This window comes from Rhodococcus sp. PAMC28707, from assembly GCF_004795915.1.
GTDB lineage: Bacteria > Actinomycetota > Actinomycetes > Mycobacteriales > Mycobacteriaceae > Rhodococcoides.
The window spans coordinates 2,959,674-2,983,068 of the sequence record NZ_CP039253.1 but is presented as its reverse complement, the minus strand read 5'-3'; the positions used below and the strand labels follow the sequence as shown (position 1 = coordinate 2,983,068).

25 protein-coding genes are annotated in these 23,395 nt (G+C 61.6%); 9 read left to right on the top strand and 16 right to left on the bottom strand.

Annotated features, from left to right (window positions below; genetic code table 11):
• Positions 1–5: 5 nt before the first annotated feature.
• From E5720_RS13615 to E5720_RS13595, 5 genes are all read right to left on the bottom strand, one after another.
• A complete protein-coding gene (locus E5720_RS13615; RefSeq protein ID WP_136171096.1) occupies positions 6–1,031 on the bottom strand; it encodes an alpha/beta hydrolase in 1,026 nt (341 codons plus the stop codon).
• A gap of 132 nt (positions 1,032–1,163) precedes the next feature.
• Complete coding sequence (locus E5720_RS13610) at positions 1,164–1,466, bottom strand: DUF2516 family protein (protein WP_136171095.1); 303 nt, start codon at positions 1,464–1,466, stop codon at positions 1,164–1,166.
• A 55-nt stretch (positions 1,467–1,521) separates the two neighbouring features.
• A complete protein-coding gene (locus E5720_RS13605) occupies positions 1,522–2,319 on the bottom strand; it encodes a heparin-binding hemagglutinin (protein WP_136171094.1) in 798 nt (265 codons plus the stop codon).
• Complete coding sequence (locus E5720_RS13600) at positions 2,312–2,857, bottom strand: helix-turn-helix transcriptional regulator (protein WP_210729864.1); 546 nt, start codon at positions 2,855–2,857, stop codon at positions 2,312–2,314. Before E5720_RS13600 ends, E5720_RS13605 begins: the two co-directional genes overlap by 8 nt.
• 128 nt (positions 2,858–2,985) lie before the next feature.
• Positions 2,986–4,236, bottom strand: coding sequence for a DUF445 family protein (locus E5720_RS13595; protein WP_168708355.1), 1,251 nt, complete (start codon positions 4,234–4,236; stop codon positions 2,986–2,988).
• A gap of 198 nt (positions 4,237–4,434) precedes the next feature.
• Here E5720_RS13595 and E5720_RS13590 point away from each other — a divergent pair, with 198 nt between their 5' ends.
• Together E5720_RS13590 and E5720_RS13585 are read left to right on the top strand one after the other, a co-directional pair.
• Positions 4,435–5,172, top strand: coding sequence for a TetR/AcrR family transcriptional regulator (locus E5720_RS13590; RefSeq protein WP_136172685.1), 738 nt, complete (start codon positions 4,435–4,437; stop codon positions 5,170–5,172).
• 90 nt (positions 5,173–5,262) lie between these two features.
• A complete protein-coding gene (locus tag E5720_RS13585) occupies positions 5,263–6,198 on the top strand; it encodes an iron-siderophore ABC transporter substrate-binding protein (RefSeq protein ID WP_247595954.1) in 936 nt (311 codons plus the stop codon).
• A gap of 46 nt (positions 6,199–6,244) precedes the next feature.
• On the opposite strand, the gene E5720_RS13580 is transcribed toward E5720_RS13585, so the two are convergent.
• Positions 6,245–6,706 (bottom strand): PPOX class F420-dependent oxidoreductase, encoded by a 462-nt coding sequence (locus E5720_RS13580; protein ID WP_136171090.1) that lies wholly within the window; start codon positions 6,704–6,706, stop codon positions 6,245–6,247.
• Between the two features lie 42 nt (positions 6,707–6,748).
• Between E5720_RS13580 and E5720_RS13575 the strand changes: the two genes are divergently transcribed.
• Positions 6,749–7,654, top strand: a complete 906-nt coding sequence (locus E5720_RS13575; RefSeq protein ID WP_136171089.1) for a polyphosphate kinase 2 family protein — start codon at positions 6,749–6,751, stop codon at positions 7,652–7,654.
• A 10-nt stretch (positions 7,655–7,664) separates the two neighbouring features.
• On the opposite strand, the gene E5720_RS13570 is transcribed toward E5720_RS13575, so the two are convergent.
• From E5720_RS13570 to E5720_RS13540, 7 genes are all read right to left on the bottom strand, one after another.
• Complete coding sequence (locus E5720_RS13570; RefSeq protein WP_247595953.1) at positions 7,665–7,964, bottom strand: hypothetical protein; 300 nt, start codon at positions 7,962–7,964, stop codon at positions 7,665–7,667.
• A 27-nt stretch (positions 7,965–7,991) separates the two neighbouring features.
• Positions 7,992–9,032, bottom strand: coding sequence for an NAD(P)-dependent alcohol dehydrogenase (locus E5720_RS13565; protein WP_136171088.1), 1,041 nt, complete (start codon positions 9,030–9,032; stop codon positions 7,992–7,994).
• A 105-nt stretch (positions 9,033–9,137) separates the two neighbouring features.
• Positions 9,138–9,413 carry a hypothetical protein gene (locus E5720_RS13560; protein ID WP_084346243.1) on the bottom strand — a complete coding sequence of 92 codons (276 nt, stop codon included), beginning with the start codon at positions 9,411–9,413 and terminating at the stop codon, positions 9,138–9,140.
• Positions 9,410–11,710 carry a 5-methyltetrahydropteroyltriglutamate--homocysteine S-methyltransferase gene (gene metE, locus E5720_RS13555; protein WP_136171087.1) on the bottom strand — a complete coding sequence of 767 codons (2,301 nt, stop codon included), beginning with the start codon at positions 11,708–11,710 and terminating at the stop codon, positions 9,410–9,412. The genes E5720_RS13560 and metE overlap by 4 nt, the downstream gene beginning before the upstream one ends.
• A gap of 93 nt (positions 11,711–11,803) precedes the next feature.
• Entirely contained in the window at positions 11,804–12,688 is an 885-nt protein-coding gene (locus E5720_RS13550) for a 3-hydroxybutyryl-CoA dehydrogenase (protein WP_136171086.1), read from the bottom strand.
• Positions 12,689–12,732: 44 nt separating this feature from the next.
• Entirely contained in the window at positions 12,733–14,022 is a 1,290-nt protein-coding gene (gene aceA, locus E5720_RS13545) for an isocitrate lyase (RefSeq protein ID WP_136171085.1), read from the bottom strand.
• A gap of 401 nt (positions 14,023–14,423) precedes the next feature.
• Positions 14,424–14,837, bottom strand: coding sequence for a hypothetical protein (locus E5720_RS13540; RefSeq protein WP_136171084.1), 414 nt, complete (start codon positions 14,835–14,837; stop codon positions 14,424–14,426).
• Positions 14,838–15,010: 173 nt separating this feature from the next.
• Here E5720_RS13540 and ramB point away from each other — a divergent pair, with 173 nt between their 5' ends.
• Positions 15,011–16,423, top strand: a complete 1,413-nt coding sequence (gene ramB / locus E5720_RS13535) for an acetate metabolism transcriptional regulator RamB (RefSeq protein ID WP_136171083.1) — start codon at positions 15,011–15,013, stop codon at positions 16,421–16,423.
• 40 nt (positions 16,424–16,463) lie between these two features.
• On the opposite strand, the gene E5720_RS13530 is transcribed toward ramB, so the two are convergent.
• From E5720_RS13530 to E5720_RS13520, 3 genes are read right to left on the bottom strand one after another with little or no spacing between them, the layout of a single operon-like run.
• A complete protein-coding gene (locus E5720_RS13530; RefSeq protein ID WP_136171082.1) occupies positions 16,464–17,459 on the bottom strand; it encodes an MBL fold metallo-hydrolase in 996 nt (331 codons plus the stop codon).
• Between the two features lie 52 nt (positions 17,460–17,511).
• Complete coding sequence (locus E5720_RS13525) at positions 17,512–18,021, bottom strand: DUF2029 domain-containing protein (RefSeq protein ID WP_136171081.1); 510 nt, start codon at positions 18,019–18,021, stop codon at positions 17,512–17,514.
• Between the two features lie 12 nt (positions 18,022–18,033).
• Positions 18,034–18,267 (bottom strand): helix-turn-helix domain-containing protein, encoded by a 234-nt coding sequence (locus tag E5720_RS13520; RefSeq protein WP_136171080.1) that lies wholly within the window; start codon positions 18,265–18,267, stop codon positions 18,034–18,036.
• A gap of 255 nt (positions 18,268–18,522) precedes the next feature.
• Between E5720_RS13520 and urtA the strand changes: the two genes are divergently transcribed.
• From urtA to urtE, 5 genes are all read left to right on the top strand, one after another.
• Positions 18,523–19,797 (top strand): urea ABC transporter substrate-binding protein, encoded by a 1,275-nt coding sequence (gene urtA, locus E5720_RS13515; RefSeq protein ID WP_136171079.1) that lies wholly within the window; start codon positions 18,523–18,525, stop codon positions 19,795–19,797.
• 90 nt (positions 19,798–19,887) lie between these two features.
• Positions 19,888–20,772, top strand: coding sequence for an urea ABC transporter permease subunit UrtB (urtB, locus tag E5720_RS13510; RefSeq protein WP_084346251.1), 885 nt, complete (start codon positions 19,888–19,890; stop codon positions 20,770–20,772).
• Entirely contained in the window at positions 20,769–21,860 is a 1,092-nt protein-coding gene (gene urtC, locus E5720_RS13505; protein WP_136171078.1) for an urea ABC transporter permease subunit UrtC, read from the top strand. Before urtB ends, urtC begins: the two co-directional genes overlap by 4 nt.
• Entirely contained in the window at positions 21,857–22,705 is an 849-nt protein-coding gene (gene urtD / locus E5720_RS13500; RefSeq protein ID WP_136171077.1) for an urea ABC transporter ATP-binding protein UrtD, read from the top strand. The genes urtC and urtD overlap by 4 nt, the downstream gene beginning before the upstream one ends.
• Positions 22,698–23,390 (top strand): urea ABC transporter ATP-binding subunit UrtE, encoded by a 693-nt coding sequence (gene urtE / locus E5720_RS13495; protein ID WP_136171076.1) that lies wholly within the window; start codon positions 22,698–22,700, stop codon positions 23,388–23,390. Before urtD ends, urtE begins: the two co-directional genes overlap by 8 nt.
• Positions 23,391–23,395 lie beyond the last annotated feature (5 nt).

The following is a 23,395-nucleotide window of genomic DNA, read 5'->3' as shown; positions in this document are numbered from 1 at the left end:
AGTCATCAGAGAAGCCGCAGGCGCAAAACCTCTTCGTTGAACTCGTCGATCGCCTCGACGGAGCTCATATGCCCGATCCGCGGTATCTCGATCAGCCTGCTGAGGTGATCGTGGCTCTCCAATGCCTGCGCCAGCTTGCGCGCTTGCACCGGTGGAGTCAGCCGATCCGAGGTACCGACCAGCACACTGGTCGGCACACTCATGTTGGCCAACGCTTCGTGAATGTCGAGTTCGGTCAGCGCAGCTCCCCAGATCCCGCGCGTCCGAGGTTGGCACTCGAGCACGATCTTTTCGCAGAACGCGACCTCGGCAGGTGTCGCCCCCGGTGCCATCGAGACGTACTTGATGGCCTGCCGCATCACCGGTGACGGCCGAAGTGGCACGGCCGACCCGAGTACCGCGCGCGAGAGTGGCAACGGGACTCGGCGAAAACGCTCCGGAAGAGGAATGACCGTCGTCTCGCGAACGAGGCTGTCGGTGGCAGTGCTTGCAAGCAGTACCGCGCTGACGAGTCGATCGACCTGTTTCGGGTAGCGGCCGGCCCACGCCATGATCGACATTCCGCCCATACTGTGCCCGACCAGAACGGCCTTGTTGTCCTCGGTGACGGTAGCGGCCAGGACGTCCGCGAGGTCGTCGGCCAGGACGTCGGGTCCGAGCAACCTGGTGCCGACGTCGCTGCGACCGTGGCCGCGTTGGTCATAGACGATGACAGAGTAGTTCTCGGCGAACGCGTTGATCTGCGGGATCCAATAATCCGCCGAACATGTCCACCCGTGACTGAACACGATCGGTGGAGCATCCGGGTCGCCGTACACGCGCACGTGAAGTTCTGCACCGTCATCGGTTACGACAGGGACGATGCGGGGGACGAATGTCGGCGTCCGCAGTAACGCGTCCGGGGCAGTGTCGGTGGTCCTTGTTATCGAAGTGCGAGCCCGTCGCCGCACGAGGTAGACACCGATTCCTGCCGCGGCAGCCAATCCCCCGATGCCGAGGATGGAACCTTCTACAGCTCTATGTGAAACCACGAACCGAACTCCTTCGATATTGGTGACAGAACTGATCGATACGACGCAGCCGAGGACATTGCGTCGTATCGAATCTGTACGGGTCACACGCGTGCGCCAACGGCCCGGCCGCTGCAGCAACGCCGTGGAGAGCTACCAGCGCGGTCCGCGCTGAATGCTGTCCACCTTCGGCCGCACGTCGATCAGGTAGACGCACACCGCGACCACACCGATCAGGCCGATGAAGTTGATGGCTCCGAAAACGAAGATGACCAGCAACGCCACGATCAGGATGGCGAGCCACACAGGCTTGGTCAGCTTGTCCACCGCGGTGAAGGCGTCGGGCCGTTGCCTGACGGCGTGAAATACCGCGTAGGCAGCACCACCGAGCGCGATGAGGCGAAGGAGGAGAAGGATCCACGAAGTGAGACTGTCGACGGCTGGCACGAGACCCATACTACGCAAAACGCCCCCCACACCGCTCGATGCAGGGGGCGTTCAGGGTTGAAAGTCAGCTAGTGGACTTCTTTGCAGGCGCCTTCTTGGCGGGCCCTGCGGTCTGCTTGGCTGCGGTGGCAGGCGTAGGAGTCGAGGCAGACTCTGCCTTCTTCGCCGGAGCCGCCTTCTTCAAGGGAGCATCCACGTTGCCGCGAGTCTTGGACTCGACCTTTCCAGCGGTTCCGCTGACCTTCTGTGAGGCGTCGGTGGCAGCTTCCTTGGCGTTGTCACCGGCCTCGTCGATCTCGTCGGCCAGTTCGTCTGCGGTTTCGCGGACCTTGTCCGACGCAATGCCTGCGAGTGCAGCTGCGCGTTCGCCGACAGCGCGCGTCTGCGAAGCAACGGTTCCCAGAGCTTGCTCGGTGAGATCGACGACGTCATTGGCTGCGGCGTTCGCACGATCGAGGCCTTCTTCGACAGCCGGTGTGCGACGGATGCGCTCGACGGCCTCTTCGCCGCGCTCGGCGAGAGAGGTGTAAAGATCCGATGCGACCTTCAGGTATGCCTCGGCCACCTTGCGCAGCTCGTCCTGGGTGAAACGCTCACGCAGGTCGGCGATTTCGTCGGGGAGTTCGGCGGGCAGCTTGGCGAGGCGCTCACGAAGACCCTCTACTCCCTCGGTCACATCTTCGGACAGGTCTGCAATCCGGGCCCGGGCAGTGTCGACACGCTCGGTGACCTCGGTACTGCGGGACTCGGCGCGTGAACGAACCTGCGCTACGACGTCCGCGACGGCCTGGACAACTGCGTCGCCTGCGCCGACTGCGGCGTACAACGGGGTCTGGATATCGAAGTTTTTGGGATCAGTCATGAGAAGACTCCTGTGTGGGTGATTCTGGGTCTGTTGACACATCTGGTTCGGGCGGCGACGAAGGTTCGATCGACGCTGCGTCGCTCGCCTTACGCGCTTGTTCGTTCTCCCGACGAAACGAGTCGTAGATTTCGATCAGCACGTGCTTTTGCCGTTCGGTGATCTCGGTGTCGCCGAGCAGCGTGTCTCGAACCGGACCGTGTGGACGCTCTTCCAAGAACCCGGCCCGTACGTATAGAGCTTCCGAGGACACGCGCAGACCCTTGGCGATCTGCGCGAGCACGTCGGCGGAGGGTTTACGAAGCCCGCGTTCGATCTGACTCAAATACGGATTGCTCACCCCCGCCCTCGATGCGAGTTGCCGCATGGACACCTGCGCGGCCTCGCGTTGCGAACGGATGTAACTGCCGATGTCCGACGCTGCTGTGGTCACGACACTGGCGACAAGATCACTCGCCTCCGCCACGACCTCCGTAGCTTCGGAGACCTTGGCGACTATCCCCTGATTGTCGGTCTGATCATCATTGCTGGGGGTCATGTTCACTACTCGTTCCTGCATCGAAACTTGTGGTCTCGGCGTCAGGTCCGACCATACCCAAGGGTGCTTGCTATTGCAAGCACTCAGCTAGCACTGCTGCCCAGGTAGCTGATCTGCAGGTCGACGCATCAAAAAATCAGATTCGACACCGAGTAGATGGCCAAACCTGCCAACGCCCCGACAACGGTGCCGTTGATGCGGATGAACTGGAGATCGCGACCCACCTGCAACTCGATCTTCGAACTCGCTTCTTCCGCATCCCAGCGGGCGACCGTGTCGGTAATGATCGTGGTGATCTCGTCTGCATAGTTCGCGGCGATGTAGCGCGCTCCGCCGAGCAGCCAGCCATCGACCTTTCCGCGGAGTTCGTCATCGTCGCGTAGCCGAACACCCCAGCCGGCCGCGTTCTCACTGATCTTGCGTCGCAATGTGCTCGACGGGTCGTCCACCGACTCCATGATCAACCGCTTGGCGACCTTCCAGGTGGCTGACGCAAGCCCCGTGACCTCCGCGCGACCCATGATCTGCGACTTCAACGATTCGGCTTTCTTGATCGTCGCCGGATCATGCTGGAGATCGTGCGCATAGTCGACGAGGAACTTGTTGGCGGCCAGCCTCAGTTCGTGCTCCGGCGTCGACCTGACCTTCCAGGTGAACTCGACGAGTTCCTTGTATATCTTCTCCCCGAGCAGGGTGTCGACGAACTTCGGGGACCAGGTCGGAGAATCACGACTGACGACGCGTTCGATCGTCTCCTGACTTCCCAGCGCCCACTGGTGAGCCCGCTCGGCGAGCATGTCGATCAACGGCAGCTGGCGATTCTCCTTGATGAGTTCGCCCAAGACCCGACCGATCGGCGGACCCCATTCGGGGTCGGCGAGCCTACGCACGATGGTGTTGTCGATCACCTGTGTGATGTCGTCGTCGTTCAGCACTTCGACGACCCCGCGCAGCACCGTCGCCGATTCGGCCGCCACCCTGTCCGCGTTCTCCGGCTGCGCCAACCAGGTCCCGAGGCGGAGCGGAATATGTGCCGAACCGATCTTTTCCGACACGACATCGGGCGCAAGGAAGTTGCTTCCGACGAACGAGCCGAGGCTGGCACCGAGCTGATCTTTCTTCTTCTTGATAATGGCCGTGTGCGGGATCGGAATACCCAACGGGTGCTTGAAAAGCGCGGTCACCGCGAACCAGTCCGCCAGCGCGCCGACCATTCCCGCCTCGGCCATGGCCCGGACGTAGCCGACCCACTCGCCTGCTCCTCGGGACTCCTGCCATCTGCAGAACATGTAGACCACGGTGGCGAATACCAGGAACCCCGTGGCGAGGCCCTTCATCTTGCGAAGGTCGCGACGCTTGGTCGCATCGTCGAAGTTCATCAGCTGCACCTCGCCATTGTGCCTGCGTTCGGCGAGAGCGGTCCTCCCGGATGCACCGATCCGCACACGCAGCTCGGTGCGGCAGGAATCGACACAGGAGGACGCCTAAGCTGAGTCGGGAACGAAAACGACGGGATACGGCGGATACACGTGGCGAGAAATGCGACGACAGCGGCAAAAGTGAGCAGTCCGAAAGCGATGGAAGACGGCACACTCGAAGCAGAAGTCGACTCCAAGAAGGCAGATACCGAGGCGGCAACGAAGCCAGCGAAGCCGGACGGCAGAAAACGGCGGTGGCGCGATCACAAGATCGCCCGGCGTGAAGAACTCGTCGACGGCACGTTGGCCGCAATTCGCTTGCGGGGCCGCGAGATCGGCATGGACGAGATCGCGTCGGAGATCGGAATCTCGAAGACGGTTCTTTATCGCTACTTCGCGGACAAGAACGATCTGACCAACGCGACGATGACTCGTTACGTCGAGACGACTCTGGCCCCGCGGATCTACACGGCCATTTCGGAAGAACTCGACGAATATCAACTCGCCCGGGCTGTCATCGCGGCCTACGTGGAGACTGTCGCCACCGACCCCGAGGTCTACCTCTATGTGATGGCCAACAATGCCGGCAACAATCGTGACGTTGTCGCCGAGTCGGAGCGAATGATCGCCGAGCTACTCGCCACCGTCCTCGGCGAAAGACTACGTGCTCACGAAATGGACTCCGGCGGGTCGGTGCCGTGGGCATTTGCGATCGTCGGTGCCGTTCAGCTTGCTACGCACTGGTGGATCTCGAACAAGTCGATGTCGGCCGAGGATCTCATCGACTATCTCTGCATGATGGTGTGGGGTGGAATCCACGGTGTCGCACAAGCCGACGGATCGCCTGCCAAGTTCAAATCGCAGCCGCACCCGCTCGTCGACGAGGACCGCCCCTGAGAAGGCCGCGCGACGGGGCACGCAGTCGAGGACAACAAACATAGGTTAGCGTTACCTATGCGCTTACGTAGAATCTCGACATTAGCCCCGGTGATCGCTGCCCTCGCGGTTGTCACCATGACAGCCTGTGGCGCCGACTCGGGAAGCGACGCAACTGCCGACGGCCCCACCGTCGACACGATGTTCGGCGAAGTCACCGTGCCGGCCGCCCCACAACGCGTCGTCGCACTCGGATGGTCGGACGCCGAGACGGCACTCGCACTCGGAATACAGCCCGTCGCCGCAAGCGACTGGCTCGCCGTCGGCGGTGACGGACTCGGACCATGGGTCGAGGAAAGCTACGACACCAGCCCGACGATCCTCGGCACCTACGAGATCGACGTCGAATCGGTGGCCGCACTCGAGCCCGACCTGATCCTGTGGACTCGCAGCACGAACGACCAGGCACTCTACGAGGACCTTTCCGACGTCGCCCCGACCGTCGGCGCGCCCGTCGGCACCGACATCGCCTACGGAACAACGTGGGACGGGCAGACCCAATTGATCGCCGACGCGCTCGGTAAATCCGAGGACGGTCGCCGGATCATCGACGAGACCAACGAAAAGTTCGACAAGGCCGTCGCGGCGAACCCGCAGTTCGCCGACAAAACCGTTGCCGTCGGCACGCTCTACAGCGGCCAACTCGGCGCCTACGTCGACGGAGACGTTCGTGTGGACTTCATGAAGAGGCTCGGTTTCGTCAACAAGCCCGAAATTCAGGCCCTCGCCGAGCCGAACAAGTTCGCCATCACGCTCTCGGCCGAGAACACAGCTGCCCTCGACGCAGACCTGACCGTCATGTTTCCGATCGGAAGCAGCGCCGAATCGATCACCGACGACGCTGCCATCCAAGCCCTACCCTCAGCTCGTGACGGCCGACTCGTCGTGCTCGAGGACCAGGACCTGAACAACGCCTTCTCTTCCGCGTCAGCGGCAGGCACCCAGTACGCCCTCGACAACGCGGTACCGCTCTTCGAAAAGGGTTGATCACACTCTCCCCGGGGGGCTGATCACACTCTCCCCGGGGGGCTGATCACACTCTCCCCGGGGGGAAGCCACCTTCGGCGATCGGGCCCCAGCTCTCGATCGTGATGCGTATCAACGATTTTCCTTGCTTCCGCATCGCCTCTCGATACTCATCCCAGTCGGAATGCTCACCGGCGACGCTCCGGAAGTACTCGACGAGCGGTTCCACCGAATCCGGGAGGTCGATGATCTCGGCCGTGCCGTCGATTTGGACGTACGCATCGTTCCACTCGTCCGAGTGGATCAGCGCGGTCACCGACGGATTGCGACGAATGTTGTAGACCTTCGCGCGCTCCGGGTACGTCGCAATCACGATGCGGCCTTCCGAATCGAGCCCGGCCGTCACCGGCGAGACTTGCACTCCGCCGTCCCGTTTACGAGTGATGAGAGTGAGCTGGTGTCGAGGAGAAACGAAGTCGAGAATCTCGGAGCGGTCGACGGACTGCGCTGACGCAAGTTTCGGAGCCATGATTCCCAGGGTAGATTCTCCGCCGCCGACTAAGGTCGGTAAATGGCCAAGTCATCCGAGAAGTCGGCGTCACCGGAAAACGTGGAATCGAAGGAAGAGAAGCCTTCGTTGTGGTCTACCCCGCCCGTCAAGATTCTCCGCGCAACCGACTCGACGCGGATCGAGGACATCGACTTCGATGAGACGCCCGGATTCGAGGGCACGAAAGCCGAGGGTCAGGCTCTCCTCCTCGAGCGCGGCAAAGTTCTCTCAGCGCTTCAGGAAAAGTTGTACGCCAACGGACGTGCCGGAGATCTACGCTCGATTCTTCTGGTACTGCAGGGAATGGACACTGCGGGCAAGGGCGGAATGGTCCGCAATGTCATCGGGATGGTCGATCCACAGGGCGTCGATCTCGCCTCTTTCGGGGTTCCCACCAAAGAAGAGAAGCAGCACCATTACTTGTGGCGAATTCGTAAGGCCCTACCCCGCGGCGGGAAGATAGGGGTCTTCGATCGGTCGCATTACGAGGATGTGTTGGTCGTAGCGGTCCACGACCTGGTTCCGCGCCAGGTGTGGGAACCACGATTCGACGAGATCAACGCTTTCGAGAAGGACCTCTCCGAGCAAGGCACGCTCATCATCAAGGTCGCCTTGTTCGTCTCGCCGGAAGAGCAGCGAGCTCGGCTGCAAGAGAGGCTGGACCGTCCCGACAAGCACTGGAAGTACAACCCCGGCGACGTGACCGAACGCGGATTTTTACCGCAATATCGCACCGCCTACCAACGCGCCATCGATCGAACGAATACCGATTACGCACCGTGGTTCGTCATCCCGGCCGACCGGAAGTGGTACAGCCGTCTCGCAGTGACGGAGTTGCTGATCGATGCACTGGAACAGCTCGAACTCGACTGGCCCGCTGCCGATTTCAACGTCGAGCTGGAGAAGAGGCGGCTGGCTGAAAGCTAATACCTAACCGTCAGAGCAGTCTTGGGGTAGTGCGGTGGAGTCGGTGATCGTGCTTGACCACTCCGCCCACCAGGCCCATGGCCCCTGCAAGTGCCACCACGCAGACACTGCCTGCCAGCACTGCCAGAGCGTCGTAGCCAGAACCCACTGCGACCAAGAACAAGCCCATAGAAGTGACGGCAAGCAATGCCAGTCCGTAACCAACCCAGCCTGTGAACGTATTGAGTTTCATCTCGGGTCCCTTCGCCGAAGAGAACTGTGCCGACCCGACTTCGACGCTACGCCCGCGTAGTACGCCTTTCGCATACATTTACGGATACGAATGGCGTACGAGAACTCAGAATGTCTTGGCGTCGATCACGAACCGGTAGCGGACGTCGCTCGTCAACACGCGCTCGTACGCCTCGTTGATCTTATCGGCGGCGATGGTCTCGATTTCGGCACCGATGTGGTGTTCAGCGCAGAAGTTCAGCATTTCCTGCGTCTGGGCGATGCCACCGACCATCGAACCCGCGAGGCTACGACGGTTGTCCGCAAGGGTGAATCCGCGGACCTTGATGGGCTCGGACGGAAGCCCCAGGATTACGAGCGAGCCGTTCATCGCGAGCAGTGACATGTGCTTGTCCATGTCGATCCCCGCGGACACGGTATTGATGATCAAGTCGAATTCACCACGAAGCTTTTTGAACGTCGCTGCGTCGGAAGTGGCGTAGTAGTGGTGCGCACCGAGTCGCTTGCCGTCCTCTTCCTTGCTGAGCGACTGACTGAGAACGGTTACCTCGGCGCCGAGCGCATTGGCGATCTTGACACCGACATGTCCCAGTCCGCCCATACCGATGATGGCGACCTTCGTGCCGGGCCCGGCTCCCCAATGCTTGAGCGGGGAGTACAGCGTGATGCCTGCGCACAGGAGAGGCGCCGCGACGTCGAGCTCGATTCCCTCCGGAATGGAAAGAACGAATCCTTCGGTGACGACGATATGCGTGGAGTATCCGCCCTGGGTGATGGTGCCGTCGGCCTGCTTGGAGTTGTAGGTCGCCGTCACACCCTTGCTGCAGTACTGCTCTTCGTCGGCAAGGCAGGCCTCGCACTCGCCGCAGGAATCCACGAAGCACCCGACGCCGACGCGGTCGCCGACCTTGTGCTTACTGACATCGGAACCGACCTCGGAGACGATGCCTGCGATTTCGTGTCCCGGAACGACGGGGTAGGTGGTACCGCCCCACTCGTTCCGGGCGGTGTGGATGTCGGAATGGCAGATACCGGCGAACTTGACCTCGATGAGGACATCGTTGGGTCCGAGCTCACGACGCTCGATGGTGACCTTCTCGAGCGGAGCATCAGGGGCCGTCGCGGTATATGCAGTAGCTGAAGTCATAGCTACATTGCTACCTACCCATCGGTAGCCATGCAAAGCGGACACTCCCGCCAGCAGGGTATTCCCAGCAGGCGGGAGTGATTCACAACAATCCGGACCGGTGCCCTAGCCGTTGCGGGCGATATTGAGCCCGAGCCAGCCGACATACGTGCCCAGTCCGATCAGGCCGATCTTACGAGTCTTGGGGTACGCAATTGCAGCACCGACAGCTAGTTCGGTAGCTCCGTTGCGACTGATCCAGGTCCTGGTGTCGCGAGGGAAAGGACGCTTGGTGATTCCTTCGAACGCCTCCGGAACGACGAAATGCGCGGCACCCGTCGCTGCCAATACAATTCCGAACACCTTCGGAACGAGTCCGCCGGACTTCTTCGACTTGCTCACTCTGCTGTCCCCTGTTCTGCGCGTCGGCGCACCCGTCGCGCCGCTGCCACCAAGTTACGCAACGACGGTTCCAGTTGCCAATACTTGCGCGTTTTGAGGCCGCCGTCGGGATTGGCCCACAACCGGTCGATGTCGATCGTCGCGGCTGCCTGTGTCAGTAGCTCGTCGAGTTCGTCGATGTCGGGGATACGCGCCGAACGACTCTCGTACACGCCAGGACCGACTCCATGGCTGAGGACGTTCTCCTGCAAAGCACCGAGAACCCAGTCGATGGATCGTGTTGCCACGATCGCCGTGACGTCGGCATCGAGATTCTCGATCGCGTCGACCACCGACGCACGAGTGGAGTACCCCAGATGCGTATGGATCTGGGTCTCGGCCTTTGCACCCGATGTCGCCAGCCGAAACGCTTCGACCGACCAACGGAGGTATTCTTTGCGGCCCTTCTCACGCGAGGGCAGCAGTTCACGCAACGCCGGCTCGTCGACCTGAATGATCCCGATCCCGGCTTTCTCGAGATCGGCGATCTCGTCGCGAATGGTCAGGGCAACCTGGTCGGCCACCTCGTGCAGTGGGAGGTCCTTCCGCACGTACGAACGGGCGAGCATCGTCACGGGTCCGGTCAGGATTGCTTTGACCGGCTTGTCCGTCAACGACTGCGCGAACGCTGTCCACTCGACACTCATCGGTTTCGGCCGTGCCACGTCTCCATACAGGATGGGCGGACGCACGCATCGTGATCCGTACGTCTGGACCCACCCGTTGGTCGTCGTGGCGAACCCTTCGAGCGCTTCGGCGAAGAACTGAATCATGTCGTTGCGTTCCACCTCGCCGTTCACCAGAACGTCGAGCCCGATGTCCTCCTGCAGCCGAATGACCTGCTCGATCTCGTCCTCGACGAGTGCGCGATAGTCAGCGGTCTCGATACGGCCTTGTCCCAGTTCGTATCTCGCCTGCCTCATTGCCGAAGTTTGCGGGAACGAACCGAGGGTGGTGGCGGGCACGAGCGGAAGATTCAGCTTCTTGCGCTGCGCGATCTTCCGCTCGGAGTACGGCTGTCGAACCCGCATGTCGGGCGTTACGTTGTAGACCCGGTGCCGCACCGCGTGCTTCTGCTTGAAGTGCACCTCGGTCGGCTTCTTGCGCCACTTGTCCGACGGCCCGTCGGTGAGCGCCTTTGCCAAGGCAACGACCTCGCCGACTTTTTGCTTCGCGAACGCGAGACGGTCTGCGACGTTGCCGTCGATGTCGTACTCGCTCAGCACGTCGTACGGAACGTGCAGAAGAGTCGACGACGTCGAGACGACGAGGTCTTCGCACACCTCTTTCAGTCGCTCGAGGTAGTCGAGCACGACGACGCGGTCGGCACGCCACACCGTGCGGCCGTCGATGACTCCCGCGTAGAGGCGTTTGCGCTTCATTCCGGCAATGGCGGCGAGCTCTTCCGGCTCGAGCCTGCCTGCGACGAGGTCCAGACCGATTGCCTCGACCTTGGTGGCTGCGAGAATCGGCAGCGCAGAACCGAGAGACCCGTATTGACCTGTCACGAGAAGTCGGGGACGCAACGCCGTCGTCGACAGGGCGGTGTACGCGCGGTCGAGCGCTGCCAGCTCCTCGGCTGTTCGTTCGGCCGTGAATGCGGACTCGTCGAGCTGGACGCAGGTGGCACCTCGCAGGGCAAGCAACTCGAAGAGGGCACTGTACTGCGCAAGCAGGTCCCCCAGCCGATCGAGCGGGGCGAATCCTTCCGCTGCTGAAGATCCGGCCTTGGACAACAACAGCAGCGATACCGGGCCGAGCACAACGGGGCGCAGTTCGATACCGCGGGCCTTTGCACGATCGAACTCCTCGAGCAGGCTCTCCGCGTGCAGCGAGAACGGCGTCGACTCGTCGATCTCGGGTTGGCGGTAGAAGTAATTGGAGTCGAAATACCGCACCAGCTCCAGCGGCGGGAGGTCCGGCTCGCCGCGAGCAACAGTGAAGTAGAAATCGAGCGAATGCATCTCCCCTTCGAGCGGGGCGAAGCGCGCGGGAACTGCCCCGAAAAGCAATGCGTCGTCGAGGACATGGTCGTAGAACGAAAAGGTGTTTCCGGGGACTTGCGTCAACCCGGTTGCGTGGAGTTCGTCCCAGGTGTCTTCCTGAATGGAACGACCGACGGACTGGAGTGCGGCGCGGGCGGCAGGCGTCGACTTACCGTTCCAGTAGGTCTCGAGTGCACGCTTCAGTTCTCGCCGCGGGCCGATTCTCGGGTATCCCAGAATGCTCGAACCGAATTCGGCTGCGCTACTCGCCACGAAAGGGTTCCTTCCAGTGAGGGTGCGACGGCAGATGTGAGTGGAAATACGTTGCCGAGGACGTATTTCCACTCACCCGCGCGAAGCGCCTACCTATTTTGCGAAACGACCGTTCTCGTACTGGTAGAAACCTGATCCGGACTTCTTGCCGACCAGCCCGGCCTCGACCATACGTAGCAGAAGCGGCGGGGCGGAGAACAACGGTTCCTTGAACTCTGCGTACATCGAGTCTGCAATCGACTTGACGGTGTCGAGTCCGACGAGGTCGGCCAATGCCAAGGGCCCCATGGGATGTGCGAGACCGAGCACTGTCGCTTTATCCACGTCTTCCTTGGTGGCGAACCCGGACTCGACCATGCGCATGGCCGAGAGCAGGTACGGCACCAGCAGAGCGTTGACGACGAAACCCGCACGGTCTGCAGACCGGACGACCTGCTTACCGAGTACCTCACTGGCGAATTTCTCCGCACGCTCGGCGACAGCCTGACTTGTCTTGAGAGTGGTGACGAGCTCGACGAGCGGGAGCACCGGCACCGGGTTGAAGAAATGCATACCGACGACACGATCCGGTGACTTGGTCGCAATTCCCAGCTTCATGATGGGGATCGACGACGTGTTGGACGCGAGTACTGCATTCGGGTCTGTCACCACCGAATCGAGCTCGGCAAAAATGTCGGCCTTGATCTTCTCGTCCTCGACAACGGCCTCGACAACGAGCTGACGGTCGGCAAAGTCACTGAGGTCGGAGGTGAACCGCAACCGCCAGGCTGCCTGCTCGCGTTCTCGCTCGGTGATCTTGCCGCTGCTGACACCACGGTCCAACGACCGCAGGATGCGTGCGCGTCCTGCAGCCGTCAGCTCACGTGTCTGTTCGTAGACCAGCACATCGACGTGCGCGCGTGCGCACACCTCGGCAATTCCGGCACCCATCTGCCCGATCCCGATAACGCCGACTCGCTGAACTTTCTCGCTGGTCACGTCAGCTCCTTGGCCTCACTGGTCGATCGAGTCGGACGTGGCGATCAGTGGAACTGGCCCTCTTCGGTGGAGCCCTTCAGCGCTGCGGTCGAGGTGTTCGGGTCGACCGTGGTGGCGATGGTGTCGAAGTAGCCTGCGCCGACCTCACGCTGATGCTTGACGGCGGTGAAGCCACGCTCTTCGGCAGCCTTGAACTCGCGCTCCTGCAGGTCGACGAACGCCGTCATGCCTTCGCGGGCGTAACCGTGCGCCAGGTCGAACATGCCGTAGTTGAGCGAGTGGAATCCGGCGAGGGTGATGAACTGGAACTTGAAGCCCATCGCGCCGAGCTCCTTCTGGAACTTGGCGATGGTCGCGTCGTCCAAGTGCGCCTTCCAGTTGAACGAAGGCGAGCAGTTGTAGGCGAGCATCTGGTCCGGGAATTCGCTGCGAACCGACTCGGAGAAGCGCTTGGCAACCTCGAGGTCAGGAACGCCGGTCTCCATCCAGATGAGGTCGGCGTACGGTGCGTAAGCCTTCGCACGAGCGATGCACGGCTCGATGCCGTTCTTGACGCCGTAGAAGCCTTCTGCGGTGCGGGTTCCGTCGAGGAACTCCACGTCGCGCTCGTCCACATCGGACGTGATGAGGGTTGCGGCCTCGGCGTCGGTGCGGGCGATGATGACCGAGGGGACATCGGCGACGTCGGACGCGAGGCGAGCCGAGGTCAGGGTGCGGATGTGCTGCTGGGTCGGGATGAGCACCTTGCCACCGAGGTGGCCGCACTTCTTCTCCGAAGCGAGCTGATCCTCCCAGTGCACACCTGCGGCACCGGCAGCGATCATGGCCTTCTGCAGCTCGTAAGCGTTCAGCGCGCCACCGAATCCTGCTTCGGCGTCGGCGACCACTGGTGCGAGCCAGTTGCTGACCGAGGTGTCACCCTCGACCTTGGCGATCTCGTCGGCGCGCAGCAGTGCGTTGTTGATGCGGCGAACGACGGTCGGCACCGAATTGGCCGGGTAAAGGCTCTGGTCCGGGTACGTATGGCCCGAGAGGTTGGCGTCGCCGGCAACCTGCCAGCCGGAGAGGTAGATGGCTTTCAGGCCGGCGCGAACCTGCTGCACGGCCTGGTTGCCGGTGAGTGCACCGAGCGAGTTGATGTAGTCCTCTTTGGTGACGAGGTCCCACAGGATCTCGGAGCCGCGGCGGGCAAGTGTTGCTTCCTCTACCACGGTGCCCTGCAGCTTGGAAACCTGTTCTGCGGTGAAATTACGCGTCACGCCCTTCCAGCGAGGGTTGGTGTCCCAATCCTGCTGGATCTCGGCGGTGGTCTTCGGGGTGCCGGTGGTCGACATCGGAGCTCCAGTCTCTTCTCATCTTCTCGGCCTGCGTCGAAAGGAATTCTTCACATCGTTGCCAGGCCCTTCGGGTGTACTCCAAAACAATGGCACACCCGAAAATGCCCGTCCACCTGTTGCTAGTGCCAATCTTGGCTAGCTTTTCAACACCCGTTGCTAAGTTTGCGAAGTTCCAGCCAACACGAACCCTCACCGAACGGACAGGTTGGTTACCGGCCAGTAGGGCGAAACCGCAGGCTACGAACGCAATTTAAGAAACTATCGCCGGGCGCCTTACCGGACGTTCGTACTGTTTGATTGAAGGCGTCTGAATCGAAACAGTGACGAAGTCGATTCGCTAGGATTGTGATCGTAATCACAAGACAACCGGTATCGGGCGATGCATTCTCCGCTGGCAATCAGCTCCGCACGCGATCCCGCGCAGCCGGCTGCGCGAGAGAGGATGCGATCAATCGACTTGCTTCCGGGGTTCGACGCGTGCTCGACACGACACCGAACACACCGAGCATCGCGATGAGGACGCCGCCGACGATGGCGAACATGTCGGTCACCAGCAGATCCGTGGGGAACGCAAGAATCAGTGGCGAGAGCGCCAGCGTCACCCCGAGGACCACGTGCGCCCAGTGGCTCGATCTCGAAGCACTGGACATCGCCCAGAGAGCCGTGCCCGCCGACAGCATGCCGAGGATGAGGATCGCGCCGGACACCCCGGTGTCACCGTCGACGGGAAGCCAAATGGTCGACGTCACGAGGACCACTCCGGCGATCAGGACAATGGTGTCGCGTACAACTTCGTTCGTGTGGTCCGACATCTTCAGACTCCCTCTTGTTCGCGGCTGAATCTTTGGTTCGAAGGCTGAAATAGACTCCCATTCCGGTATACGCCGACATGCGACTTCGGGGTCGTTACATCACCGAATCGTGACCCGCGAGCGACCGAGGCGAACGTTGCTAAGCGCTCTCTTCACAGGCGTAGCCTGGGCGCATGTCCAAAACGTTCGTCGGCGTGCGGCTGCGGCAGCTTCGGTCCGAGCGCAAGATGAGCCAGGTTGCACTGGCTGGTCAGCTCGAGATCTCGGCGAGCTATCTCAACCAGATCGAACACGACGTCCGCCCACTGACAGTGCCCGTGCTGCTTCGTATTTCCGAGGTGTTCGGTGTCGATACCTCGTTCTTCTCCTCGGAGGACGACACCAGACTCGTCGCCGAGCTTCGAGAGGTCGCACTGGATCAGGACATGGGCATCGCTGCCGATGCTCACGAGATCGCACAGATGGTCTCTTCTCATCCGCAGTTGGCTCGGGCGATGGTGAACATGCACCGTCGGTACCGCAATACGACGGCTCAACTCGCCGCCGCTACCGACGAGCGATTCAGCGACGGCAGTGGCAGCGGTTCCATCAGCAAACCGCACGAGGAAGTACGCGACTACTTCTACCAACGGCAGAACTATTTACACGAATTGGATACCGCCGCAGAGGAGTTGACCTCTCGGATCCGATTCCACCGTGCCGACGTCGGTGGTGAGATCGCCCGCCGACTCGAAACTGTTCACGAGGTGCAGATCGTCAATCGAATCGACCTCGGTGAGAATGTTCTGCACCGGTTCGATCCGCGTACCCGGGTCCTGGAAATTTCCACGCACCTCTCGGGCGGACAGAAGGTTTTCAAGTTCGCGGCAGAGTTGGCTTACCTCGAATGCGCCGAACTTTTGGACAAAATGGTCGAGGAGGGCGGTTTCACGAGCGAACAATCGAAGAAGCTCGCGATCCTAGGGTTCGCCAATTATTTCGCTGCTGCCACCGTTCTTCCGTATCGCCAGTTCCAAGATGTGGCGGAGGAATTTCGCTACGACATCGAGCGATTGTCTGCCTTCTTCTCGGTCAGCTACGAGACTGTCTGCCATCGCCTTTCGACGCTTCAACGGCCCAAGCTTCGTGGAGTTCCATTCTCTTTCGTCCGTGTCGACCGTGCCGGAAATATGTCCAAGAGACAGTCGGCGACCGGTTTTCACTTTTCTTCCAGCGGCGGTACGTGCCCACTGTGGAATGTGTACGAAACCTTCGCCTACCCGGGCAAGATCATGACGCAGATCGCCGAGATGCCGGACGGGCGTAGCTACCTGTGGATTGCCCGCACGGTGGAGCGAAGGGCCGCGCGCTACGGCCAGCCGACCAAGACGTTCGCCATCGGCTTGGGGTGCGAACTTCGGCATGCAACTCGGTTGGTCTACGCCGATGGGCTCGATCTGCACGGTTCGGCTGTGGCTACCCCGATAGGCGCGGGTTGCCGAGTGTGCGAGCGGTCGAACTGCCCGCAACGTGCGTTCCCTCCGCTCGGAAAAGACCTCGATATCGATGAGCATCGGAGCTCGGTCTCGCCGTATCGCGTTCGATGATGATCACCGACTCCGGACCGATTCTGTGCTTTCCCGGGGCTCACTTCCCCCTGCGCAGCATCGCCCCCGCCGCAGCGAAGGCCGCGACCCGGCGGACCAGTGTCGGCGGCGCCGCCGGTTTGCCCTCCCACAGGCGGTACAGCGTGGACATGCTCAGGACCAGCCTTTCCGGTGAGGTCCACTTCGAGAAAGGCACGAATTCCGGGGACGCCATCATGTTGCGGGCGGCATGCACCGAGTCGACTCCCGCATCGAAGTGTTGGCGTCCGGCCTCGTCCACCCAGGTCCAATAGGCCCGGAGCTTGTGTACCTCGCCGAGGCCGCAGATCGGGCCGTGGCCCGGAACGTAGACCGCCGCATCGAGCGCGATCAGATGATCGAGCGCATCCACCCAATTCGAGAGTGGGCCGTGCCAGAGGATCGGGGTCGATCCGATGAACAGCAGATCGCCTGCGAACACCACGCCTGCGTCCGGAACGTGGGCGATCAGGTCCCCCGCTGTGTGTGCCGGACCGAGATACCGCAACTGGACCTGACGTGCCCCGACGTCGATCCGCTCGGTAACTTCGAACGTGTGATCCGGCAGCCTCGGCAGCTTTCGTGGGAACCGCGCCCCTCCACGAACTGTGTTCATGTAGGTTCCGACATCGCCGATCGGGCCGGGGATCGGACCGACCAACCTGCCGAGCGTCGCGAACGCCGACACGGCTGCGGGCGGCAATTCCTCTTTCATTGCTTCGAAGGACGCGACGCTGGTGGTTATTCGAGCAGCGGCGGGTACCGCATCGTTTCCCCACCAGTGGTCGCCGTCCGAATGTGTATTGAGCACCTCGGTGATCGGTGCATCGGTCACCAACAGCTCCGTCGCCGATGCCACACGCTTCGCCCATCCGGTGTCCCACACGGTGTCGACCACCATCGAGGCTGCACCTTGGTCCACGATCAGCCCGGTGTTCGTCTGCCCCCAACTACCCGGTGGACGCAGGAATGCCCACACCCCGTCGGCAATCTGTTTCAGTCCTTCGCCGGCGCTCATGGGTCAGCACGCTACCTGTGTGCTCGGCATCCATGCCCCTTACCGTCATCGTTCAATTGTCTTCGATCTCTTCGTTTTCGAAGCGGGCATTACGTTTGCGCATGTACCAGATCGCTGCTCCCACCGCGCCGCCGCCGAGAATCGCGCCGACGACTCCACCCGCCCATGAACTGGCCTGTGAGTACACGCTCGGCTGCAAGGTCACCAGGACGCTGACGTATCCGATCGCGCTGAGCACTCCCACCACGATCGCGCGTACCCGAACCAGTTTCGACGCCGTGTAGAGGTTGACTCCGCGGGCCGCCGAGTAGCCTGCAGTCGCGAAGTTGATCAGTGTCGAGACGACGAGGATGCCCAGACCGACCCAGGCTCCGGTTCGACCCACTGCCCAGGGCAGTATCGCGGCGCTGATCAGCGATACCCACGCAAAGAGCTGAAACCCGATGGCAGAGGCCTCGTTCCACACATCACGCTGGCGCTCGTCGTCGTAGAACTCATCGTCGAGATCTCCGACGAACCGCATCGCTTTGATGAACGGACCTGCCGTGATGGATGTACTCATGGTCATCGCTCCTCATGTCTCCGGTTGTTCCGCGGGCTCTTCGCCTGTTGCGAAAAGTGTTTCGACGGTGGTGTTCAATGCTGCGGCCAGCTCGAGCGCCAAATAGACGCTCGGTGCATAGTCGCCTCCTTCGACGGAGACGATGCTCTGCCTACTCACTCCACATGCTCTACCCAGCTCCGCCTGGGTGAGCCGGGCCGCTTTTCGGTGTTCACGCACCGTGTTGGTCCTGAGTGCGTCGGCCATAACTAAAGTCAAGCGGACTTGTCATCTGATGTCAACCCTACTTGTCATCGTCAAGCGGCAAACCACGTCCATTTCCGCCGGGTTCGACATCGCCGAAGCCCTTCCCCTTGGACGAATCATCCACGCGCCGACAAGTTAACAGCGGCGTAATGGACGAAATGGAGCCGTCACCGGGCAACATATCCGCGCAATACTTCCCCTTTACTGTCTGCAATCGCGAATACAACTCCGTATACAAGCGAAAGGGCGTCAAAGATGCCTGCAGTTTCCTCGAGCAAGATGGCCACACGTGTACTGGTTGCTCCTCTCGCTCTGGCCATGGTCGGTTTGGCGCTCACCTCGTGCGGTAGCAAAGCCGGTGACACCACCTCAGCTGACGGCGCGGCAGCAGCCGAATCCTGTGTCGACACATCCGGCGACACCATCAAGGTCGGCTCGCTCAACTCGCTCTCCGGAACCATGGCGATCAGCGAAGTGACGGTGCGTGATTCGATCGCCCTGGCCATCGAAGAGATCAACGCATCAGGTGGAGTCGACGGCAAGCAGATCCAGGTCGTCGCCGAGGACGGCGCGTCCGAGCCCACAATGTTCGCCGAGAAGGCCGAGAAGCTGATCAGCAGTGATTGTGTCGCAGCCGTTTTCGGCGGTTGGACGTCGTCGAGCCGTAAGGCGATGTTGCCGGTGTTCGAGGACAACGACGCGCTGCTCTACTACCCCGTCCAGTACGAGGGCCTCGAGTCCTCGGACAACATCTTCTATACCGGTGCAACCACGAATCAGCAGATCATCCCCGCACTCGATTACCTGAAGGAAAAGGGCGTCAAGTCTCTGTATCTGGTCGGTAGCGACTATGTATTCCCGCAGACCGCCAACCGTGAGATCAAGGCTTACGCGGCGGCCAACGGTATCGAGATCAAGGGTGAGGACTACACCCCGCTAGGTTCGACCGACTTCTCCACTATCGTGAACAAAGTCCGCTCCGCCGACGCCGATGCCGTGTTCAACACTCTCAACGGTGATTCCAATGTCGCTTTCTTCCGCGAATACACCAACGCGGGCCTCAAAGCTGCTGACATGCCGGTCCTCTCGGTATCCATTGCCGAGGAAGAAGTTGCCGGAATCGGCGCGCAGAACATCGAAGGCCAGTTGACCGCGTGGAACTACTACCAGACTGTCGACAGTCCGGAAAACAAGAAGTTCGTCGCCGACTACAAGGCGAAATATGGCGCGGACAAGCCCACCTCCGACCCGATGGAAGCCGCCTACACCTCGGTGTACCTGTGGAAGAACACCGTGGAGAAGGCACACTCCTTCGCAGTCGGTGACATTCAAGCCGCAGCGGATGGCGTCAGCTTCGCCGCTCCCGAAGGTGAGGTCGTCATCGACGGCGCAAACCACCACATCTCGAAGACTGCACGTATCGGCGAAGTCCGCCCCGACGGCCTGATCTACACCGTCTGGGAATCCCCGGCACCGATCGCACCCGATCCGTTCCTCGAGACCTACGAGTGGGCTTCCGACCTCAACTAATTCCCAGGCACTCCACGCAGATGAGTGGAAATGCAGTATGCGAAAGCATTTTCACTCGTCTGCGCGGGGCTGCACTGTAAAGGAGCGCTCATGGATGTCGTAGTCGGGCAGCTTTTCACCGGCTTGAGTATCGGTTCGATTCTTCTACTCGCCGCATTGGGACTCTCGCTGACGTTCGGTCAGATGGGTGTCATCAACATGGCTCATGGTGAGTTCATCATGGCCGGCTCGTACACCGCGTACGTCGTGCAGCAACTCTTCTCCACCGGCGGTGCATCGCTGTTCATCTCGCTGATCGTCGGGTTCTTCGTCGGCGGCGCCATGGGCGCCCTGCTCGAGGTTACGCTGATCCGTCGCATGTATCACCGCCCACTCGACACGCTGCTGGTGACATTCGGTGTCGGGCTCATCCTGCAGCAATGTGCGCGCGATATCTTCGGCGCCCCCGCCGTCAACGTCGTCTCACCGGGCTGGCTGTCCGGTGGCATCGACATCCTCGGCGCTGTCGTTCCCAAGACCCGCATCTTCATTCTGATTCTCGCCGTGATCTGTGTTCTCGCATTGTCGTTCGCCCTCGCGAAAACCCCGATGGGTCGACGCATCCGCGCGGTCGTGCAGAACCGGGACCTGGCCGAGACGTCGGGCATCTCGAGCCGTCGGACCGATATTTCGACGTTCTTCATCGGGTCCGGCCTCGCCGGTGTCGCCGGTGTCGCGTTGACGCTGATCGGTTCGACGAGCTCTACCGTCGGGCAGAGCTACCTGATCGACGCATTCCTCGTGGTCGTCGTCGGCGGACTCGGCCAGATCAAGGGTGCGGTCATCGCAGCGTTCGCGCTCGGCATCCTCAATTCGTTCATCGAGTACAGCACGACAGCCTCGATCGCCAAGGTCATCGTGTTCGTGCTGATCGTGTTCTTCCTTCAAGCCCGCCCACAGGGTCTGTTCGCGGTCAAGACAAGGAGTTTGGTATGAGCACCTTCGTCCAGCAGCGCCGCGCATGGCTGGGATTCGCCCTCGCCGCCGTCCTCCTGTTCGCGGTCGCACCGGCCGTTCTCAGCGAGTTCCGGCTCAACCTTCTCGGCAAGTTCATCTGCTACGCCATCGTTGCGGTCGGTATCGGATTGGCCTGGGGCCGTGGCGGAATGCTCACGCTCGGCCAGGGAGTGTTCTTCGGGCTCGGCGCTTACATCATGGCCATGCATCTGAAGATCTCCGACGCCGACCTACGCGGCGACGCGGTGCCGGACTTCATGTCCATCGCCGGGATTCGCGAACTGCCTTCGTATTGGGTTCCGTTCGCTTCGCCGTTGGTGACGATTCTCGGGATTCTGTTCATCCCGGCTCTCGTCGCGCTCGTTCTCGGCCTCGGTGTCTTCAAACGACGCGTCAAGGGGGCGTACTTCGCGATCCTGAGCCAGGCTCTCGCTGCTGCATTCGCCATTCTGTTGGTGGGTCAGCAGACCACGGGTGGGTCCAACGGGCTCAACAGATTCCGGACGTTCTTCGGGTTCGATCTCAAGGATCCGGCCAACAAGCAGATGCTGTTCTTCATCGCGGCCGGTGTGCTGCTGGCGGTCGTCGCCATCACTCGGCAGCTCATGTATTCGCGCTACGGGGAACTGCTCGTCGCGGTCCGCGATCAGGAAGAACGAGTGCGCTTCCTGGGGTACGACCCAGCCAATGTGAAGATCGTCGCCTACGTGAGTGCGGCATTCTTCGCCGGCCTCGCCGGGGCGCTCTTCGTGCCGATCGTCGGCATAGTCTCCCCCAACGACGTCGGCATCGTTCCCTCCATCGCGTTCCTCATCGGTGTGGCGATCGGCGGACGCAGCACGCTGCTGGGACCGGTTCTCGGCGCACTCGGTGTGGCCTGGGCGCAGACGACTCTGTCGGAACAATTTCCGTCAGGCTGGACCTACGCTCAGGGACTGATGTTCATCGTCGTGGTCGGGTTCTTCCCCGCAGGCGTCGCAGGCTTGTTCGCTCTCCGAAGTCGCAAGAAAGCTGCAGACGAACCCGGTGCCGTCATCGATGTCGAAGAGAAGGAGCTCGTCACATGACTCACCTCGACAACCATCAGCCGACTTTCGGTGGCAACGCCGGTATGTCGAGCCAGTACCTCGAAGTACGCGGGCTTACCGTGAGCTTCGACGGTTTCAAGGCCAACACCGACGTCGACCTCACGCTCATGCAGGGCGATCTGCGGTTCCTCATCGGACCGAACGGTGCCGGCAAGACCACCCTGATCGACGCCATTACCGGACTGGTGCCCGCAACCGGGTCGATCACCAAGTCCGGCGTCGAACTGCTCGGTAAGAAGGTGCACCAGATCGCCAGACTCGGCGTCGGACGAACGTTCCAGACTGCCAGCATCTTCGAACAGCTCACCGTCCTGCAGAACCTCGACATCGCAGCCGGGGCAGGACGTTCGATCATGACCATGTTGCGCCGCCGCAGTGCGGTCTCGCCCGAGATCGAGGAGGCGCTCGAGACCATCGGTCTGACCGAAGAGAGGAACAAGCCGGCGGGCATTCTTGCCCATGGTCAGAAGCAGTGGCTCGAGATCGGAATGCTGTTGGTGCAGAACGCCGATGTACTGCTTCTCGACGAACCGGTTGCCGGGATGAGCCATGACGAACGCGAGCAGACCGGCGAATTGCTTCGTCGGATCGGCGGCGAACGGACCGTCGTCGTCGTCGAGCACGACATGGACTTCATGCGAGCATTCGCGACGTCGGTGACAGTTCTTGCCGCTGGGCGCATCCTGTCCGAAGGCACCGTCGCCGAGGTACAGGCCGACCCCAAGGTTCAAGAGGTCTACCTCGGTACCGCTGCCGCGGGCGGCGAACTCGATCAGATTGCACAGGACATCGCCGACGCCACACCAGGAGGCAAGCATGCTTGAACTCATCGACGTGCGTACCGGTTACGGCCGCAGCGAGGTCGTCCATGGGGTCTCACTCACCGTCCCCGCCGACGGCGTCGCCGCGGTCATGGGTCACAACGGTGCAGGCAAGACGACTCTGCTCCGGGCCGCCGTCGGCCTGCTCGCGGTCGACTCGGGCAAGGTCCTCTTCGATGGTGAGGATGTCAGCTCGCTACGACCCAGCGCTCGCGTCGCACGCGGGCTTGCCTATGTCCCGCAAGGCCAGCAATCGTTCGGCCAGTTGACCACGGCCGAGAACCTACAGGTCGTCGCCGACGGCCGTAAGCGAGGTAAGGCTTTGATCGGTGAGGCCCTCGACCTGTTCCCCGCGTTGAAGGAACTGCTCACCAGGCGTGCGGGTCTTCTGTCCGGCGGCCAACGTCAGCAGTTGGCGATTGCACGTGCACTCATCACCGAGCCGAAGATGCTCATCCTCGACGAGCCGACCGAGGGCATTCAGCCCTCCGTCGTCGCCGAGATCGAACGCACGATTCTCGATCTCACCCGCCGCGGCGGGCTCGGGGTGTTGCTGGTGGAGCAACATATCGGATTCGCGCTCGAATCTGCCCAGAATTACTACATTCTCGGGGCCGGCCGAATCACGTCCACCGGCGCGGGCGGTAGCGAGTCCGAAGCCGATGTACGCGCAGCCATGGCGATCTGACCGGT

What these genes read in the sequence shown, in the direction of transcription:
- E5720_RS13610 (WP_136171095.1), bottom strand. Translation starts at nt 1,466, where the DNA reads ATGGGTCTCGTGCCAGCCGTCGACAGTCTCACTTCGTGGATCCTTCTC.
- E5720_RS13605 (WP_136171094.1), bottom strand. Translation starts at nt 2,319, where the DNA reads ATGACTGATCCCAAAAACTTCGATATCCAGACCCCGTTGTACGCCGCA.
- E5720_RS13600 (WP_210729864.1), bottom strand. Translation starts at nt 2,857, where the DNA reads ATGACCCCCAGCAATGATGATCAGACCGACAATCAGGGGATAGTCGCC.
- E5720_RS13595 (WP_168708355.1), bottom strand. Translation starts at nt 4,236, where the DNA reads ATGAACTTCGACGATGCGACCAAGCGTCGCGACCTTCGCAAGATGAAG.
- E5720_RS13590 (WP_136172685.1), top strand. Translation starts at nt 4,435, where the DNA reads ATGGAAGACGGCACACTCGAAGCAGAAGTCGACTCCAAGAAGGCAGAT.
- E5720_RS13580 (WP_136171090.1), bottom strand. Translation starts at nt 6,706, where the DNA reads ATGGCTCCGAAACTTGCGTCAGCGCAGTCCGTCGACCGCTCCGAGATT.
- E5720_RS13575 (WP_136171089.1), top strand. Translation starts at nt 6,749, where the DNA reads ATGGCCAAGTCATCCGAGAAGTCGGCGTCACCGGAAAACGTGGAATCG.
- E5720_RS13570 (WP_247595953.1), bottom strand. Translation starts at nt 7,964, where the DNA reads ATGTATGCGAAAGGCGTACTACGCGGGCGTAGCGTCGAAGTCGGGTCG.
- E5720_RS13565 (WP_136171088.1), bottom strand. Translation starts at nt 9,032, where the DNA reads ATGACTTCAGCTACTGCATATACCGCGACGGCCCCTGATGCTCCGCTC.
- aceA (WP_136171085.1), bottom strand. Translation starts at nt 14,022, where the DNA reads ATGTCGACCACCGGCACCCCGAAGACCACCGCCGAGATCCAGCAGGAT.
- E5720_RS13540 (WP_136171084.1), bottom strand. Translation starts at nt 14,837, where the DNA reads ATGTCGGACCACACGAACGAAGTTGTACGCGACACCATTGTCCTGATC.
- ramB (WP_136171083.1), top strand. Translation starts at nt 15,011, where the DNA reads ATGTCCAAAACGTTCGTCGGCGTGCGGCTGCGGCAGCTTCGGTCCGAG.
- E5720_RS13530 (WP_136171082.1), bottom strand. Translation starts at nt 17,459, where the DNA reads ATGAGCGCCGGCGAAGGACTGAAACAGATTGCCGACGGGGTGTGGGCA.
- E5720_RS13525 (WP_136171081.1), bottom strand. Translation starts at nt 18,021, where the DNA reads ATGAGTACATCCATCACGGCAGGTCCGTTCATCAAAGCGATGCGGTTC.
- E5720_RS13520 (WP_136171080.1), bottom strand. Translation starts at nt 18,267, where the DNA reads ATGGCCGACGCACTCAGGACCAACACGGTGCGTGAACACCGAAAAGCG.
- urtA (WP_136171079.1), top strand. Translation starts at nt 18,523, where the DNA reads ATGCCTGCAGTTTCCTCGAGCAAGATGGCCACACGTGTACTGGTTGCT.
- urtB (WP_084346251.1), top strand. Translation starts at nt 19,888, where the DNA reads ATGGATGTCGTAGTCGGGCAGCTTTTCACCGGCTTGAGTATCGGTTCG.
- urtC (WP_136171078.1), top strand. Translation starts at nt 20,769, where the DNA reads ATGAGCACCTTCGTCCAGCAGCGCCGCGCATGGCTGGGATTCGCCCTC.
- urtD (WP_136171077.1), top strand. Translation starts at nt 21,857, where the DNA reads ATGACTCACCTCGACAACCATCAGCCGACTTTCGGTGGCAACGCCGGT.
- urtE (WP_136171076.1), top strand. Translation starts at nt 22,698, where the DNA reads ATGCTTGAACTCATCGACGTGCGTACCGGTTACGGCCGCAGCGAGGTC.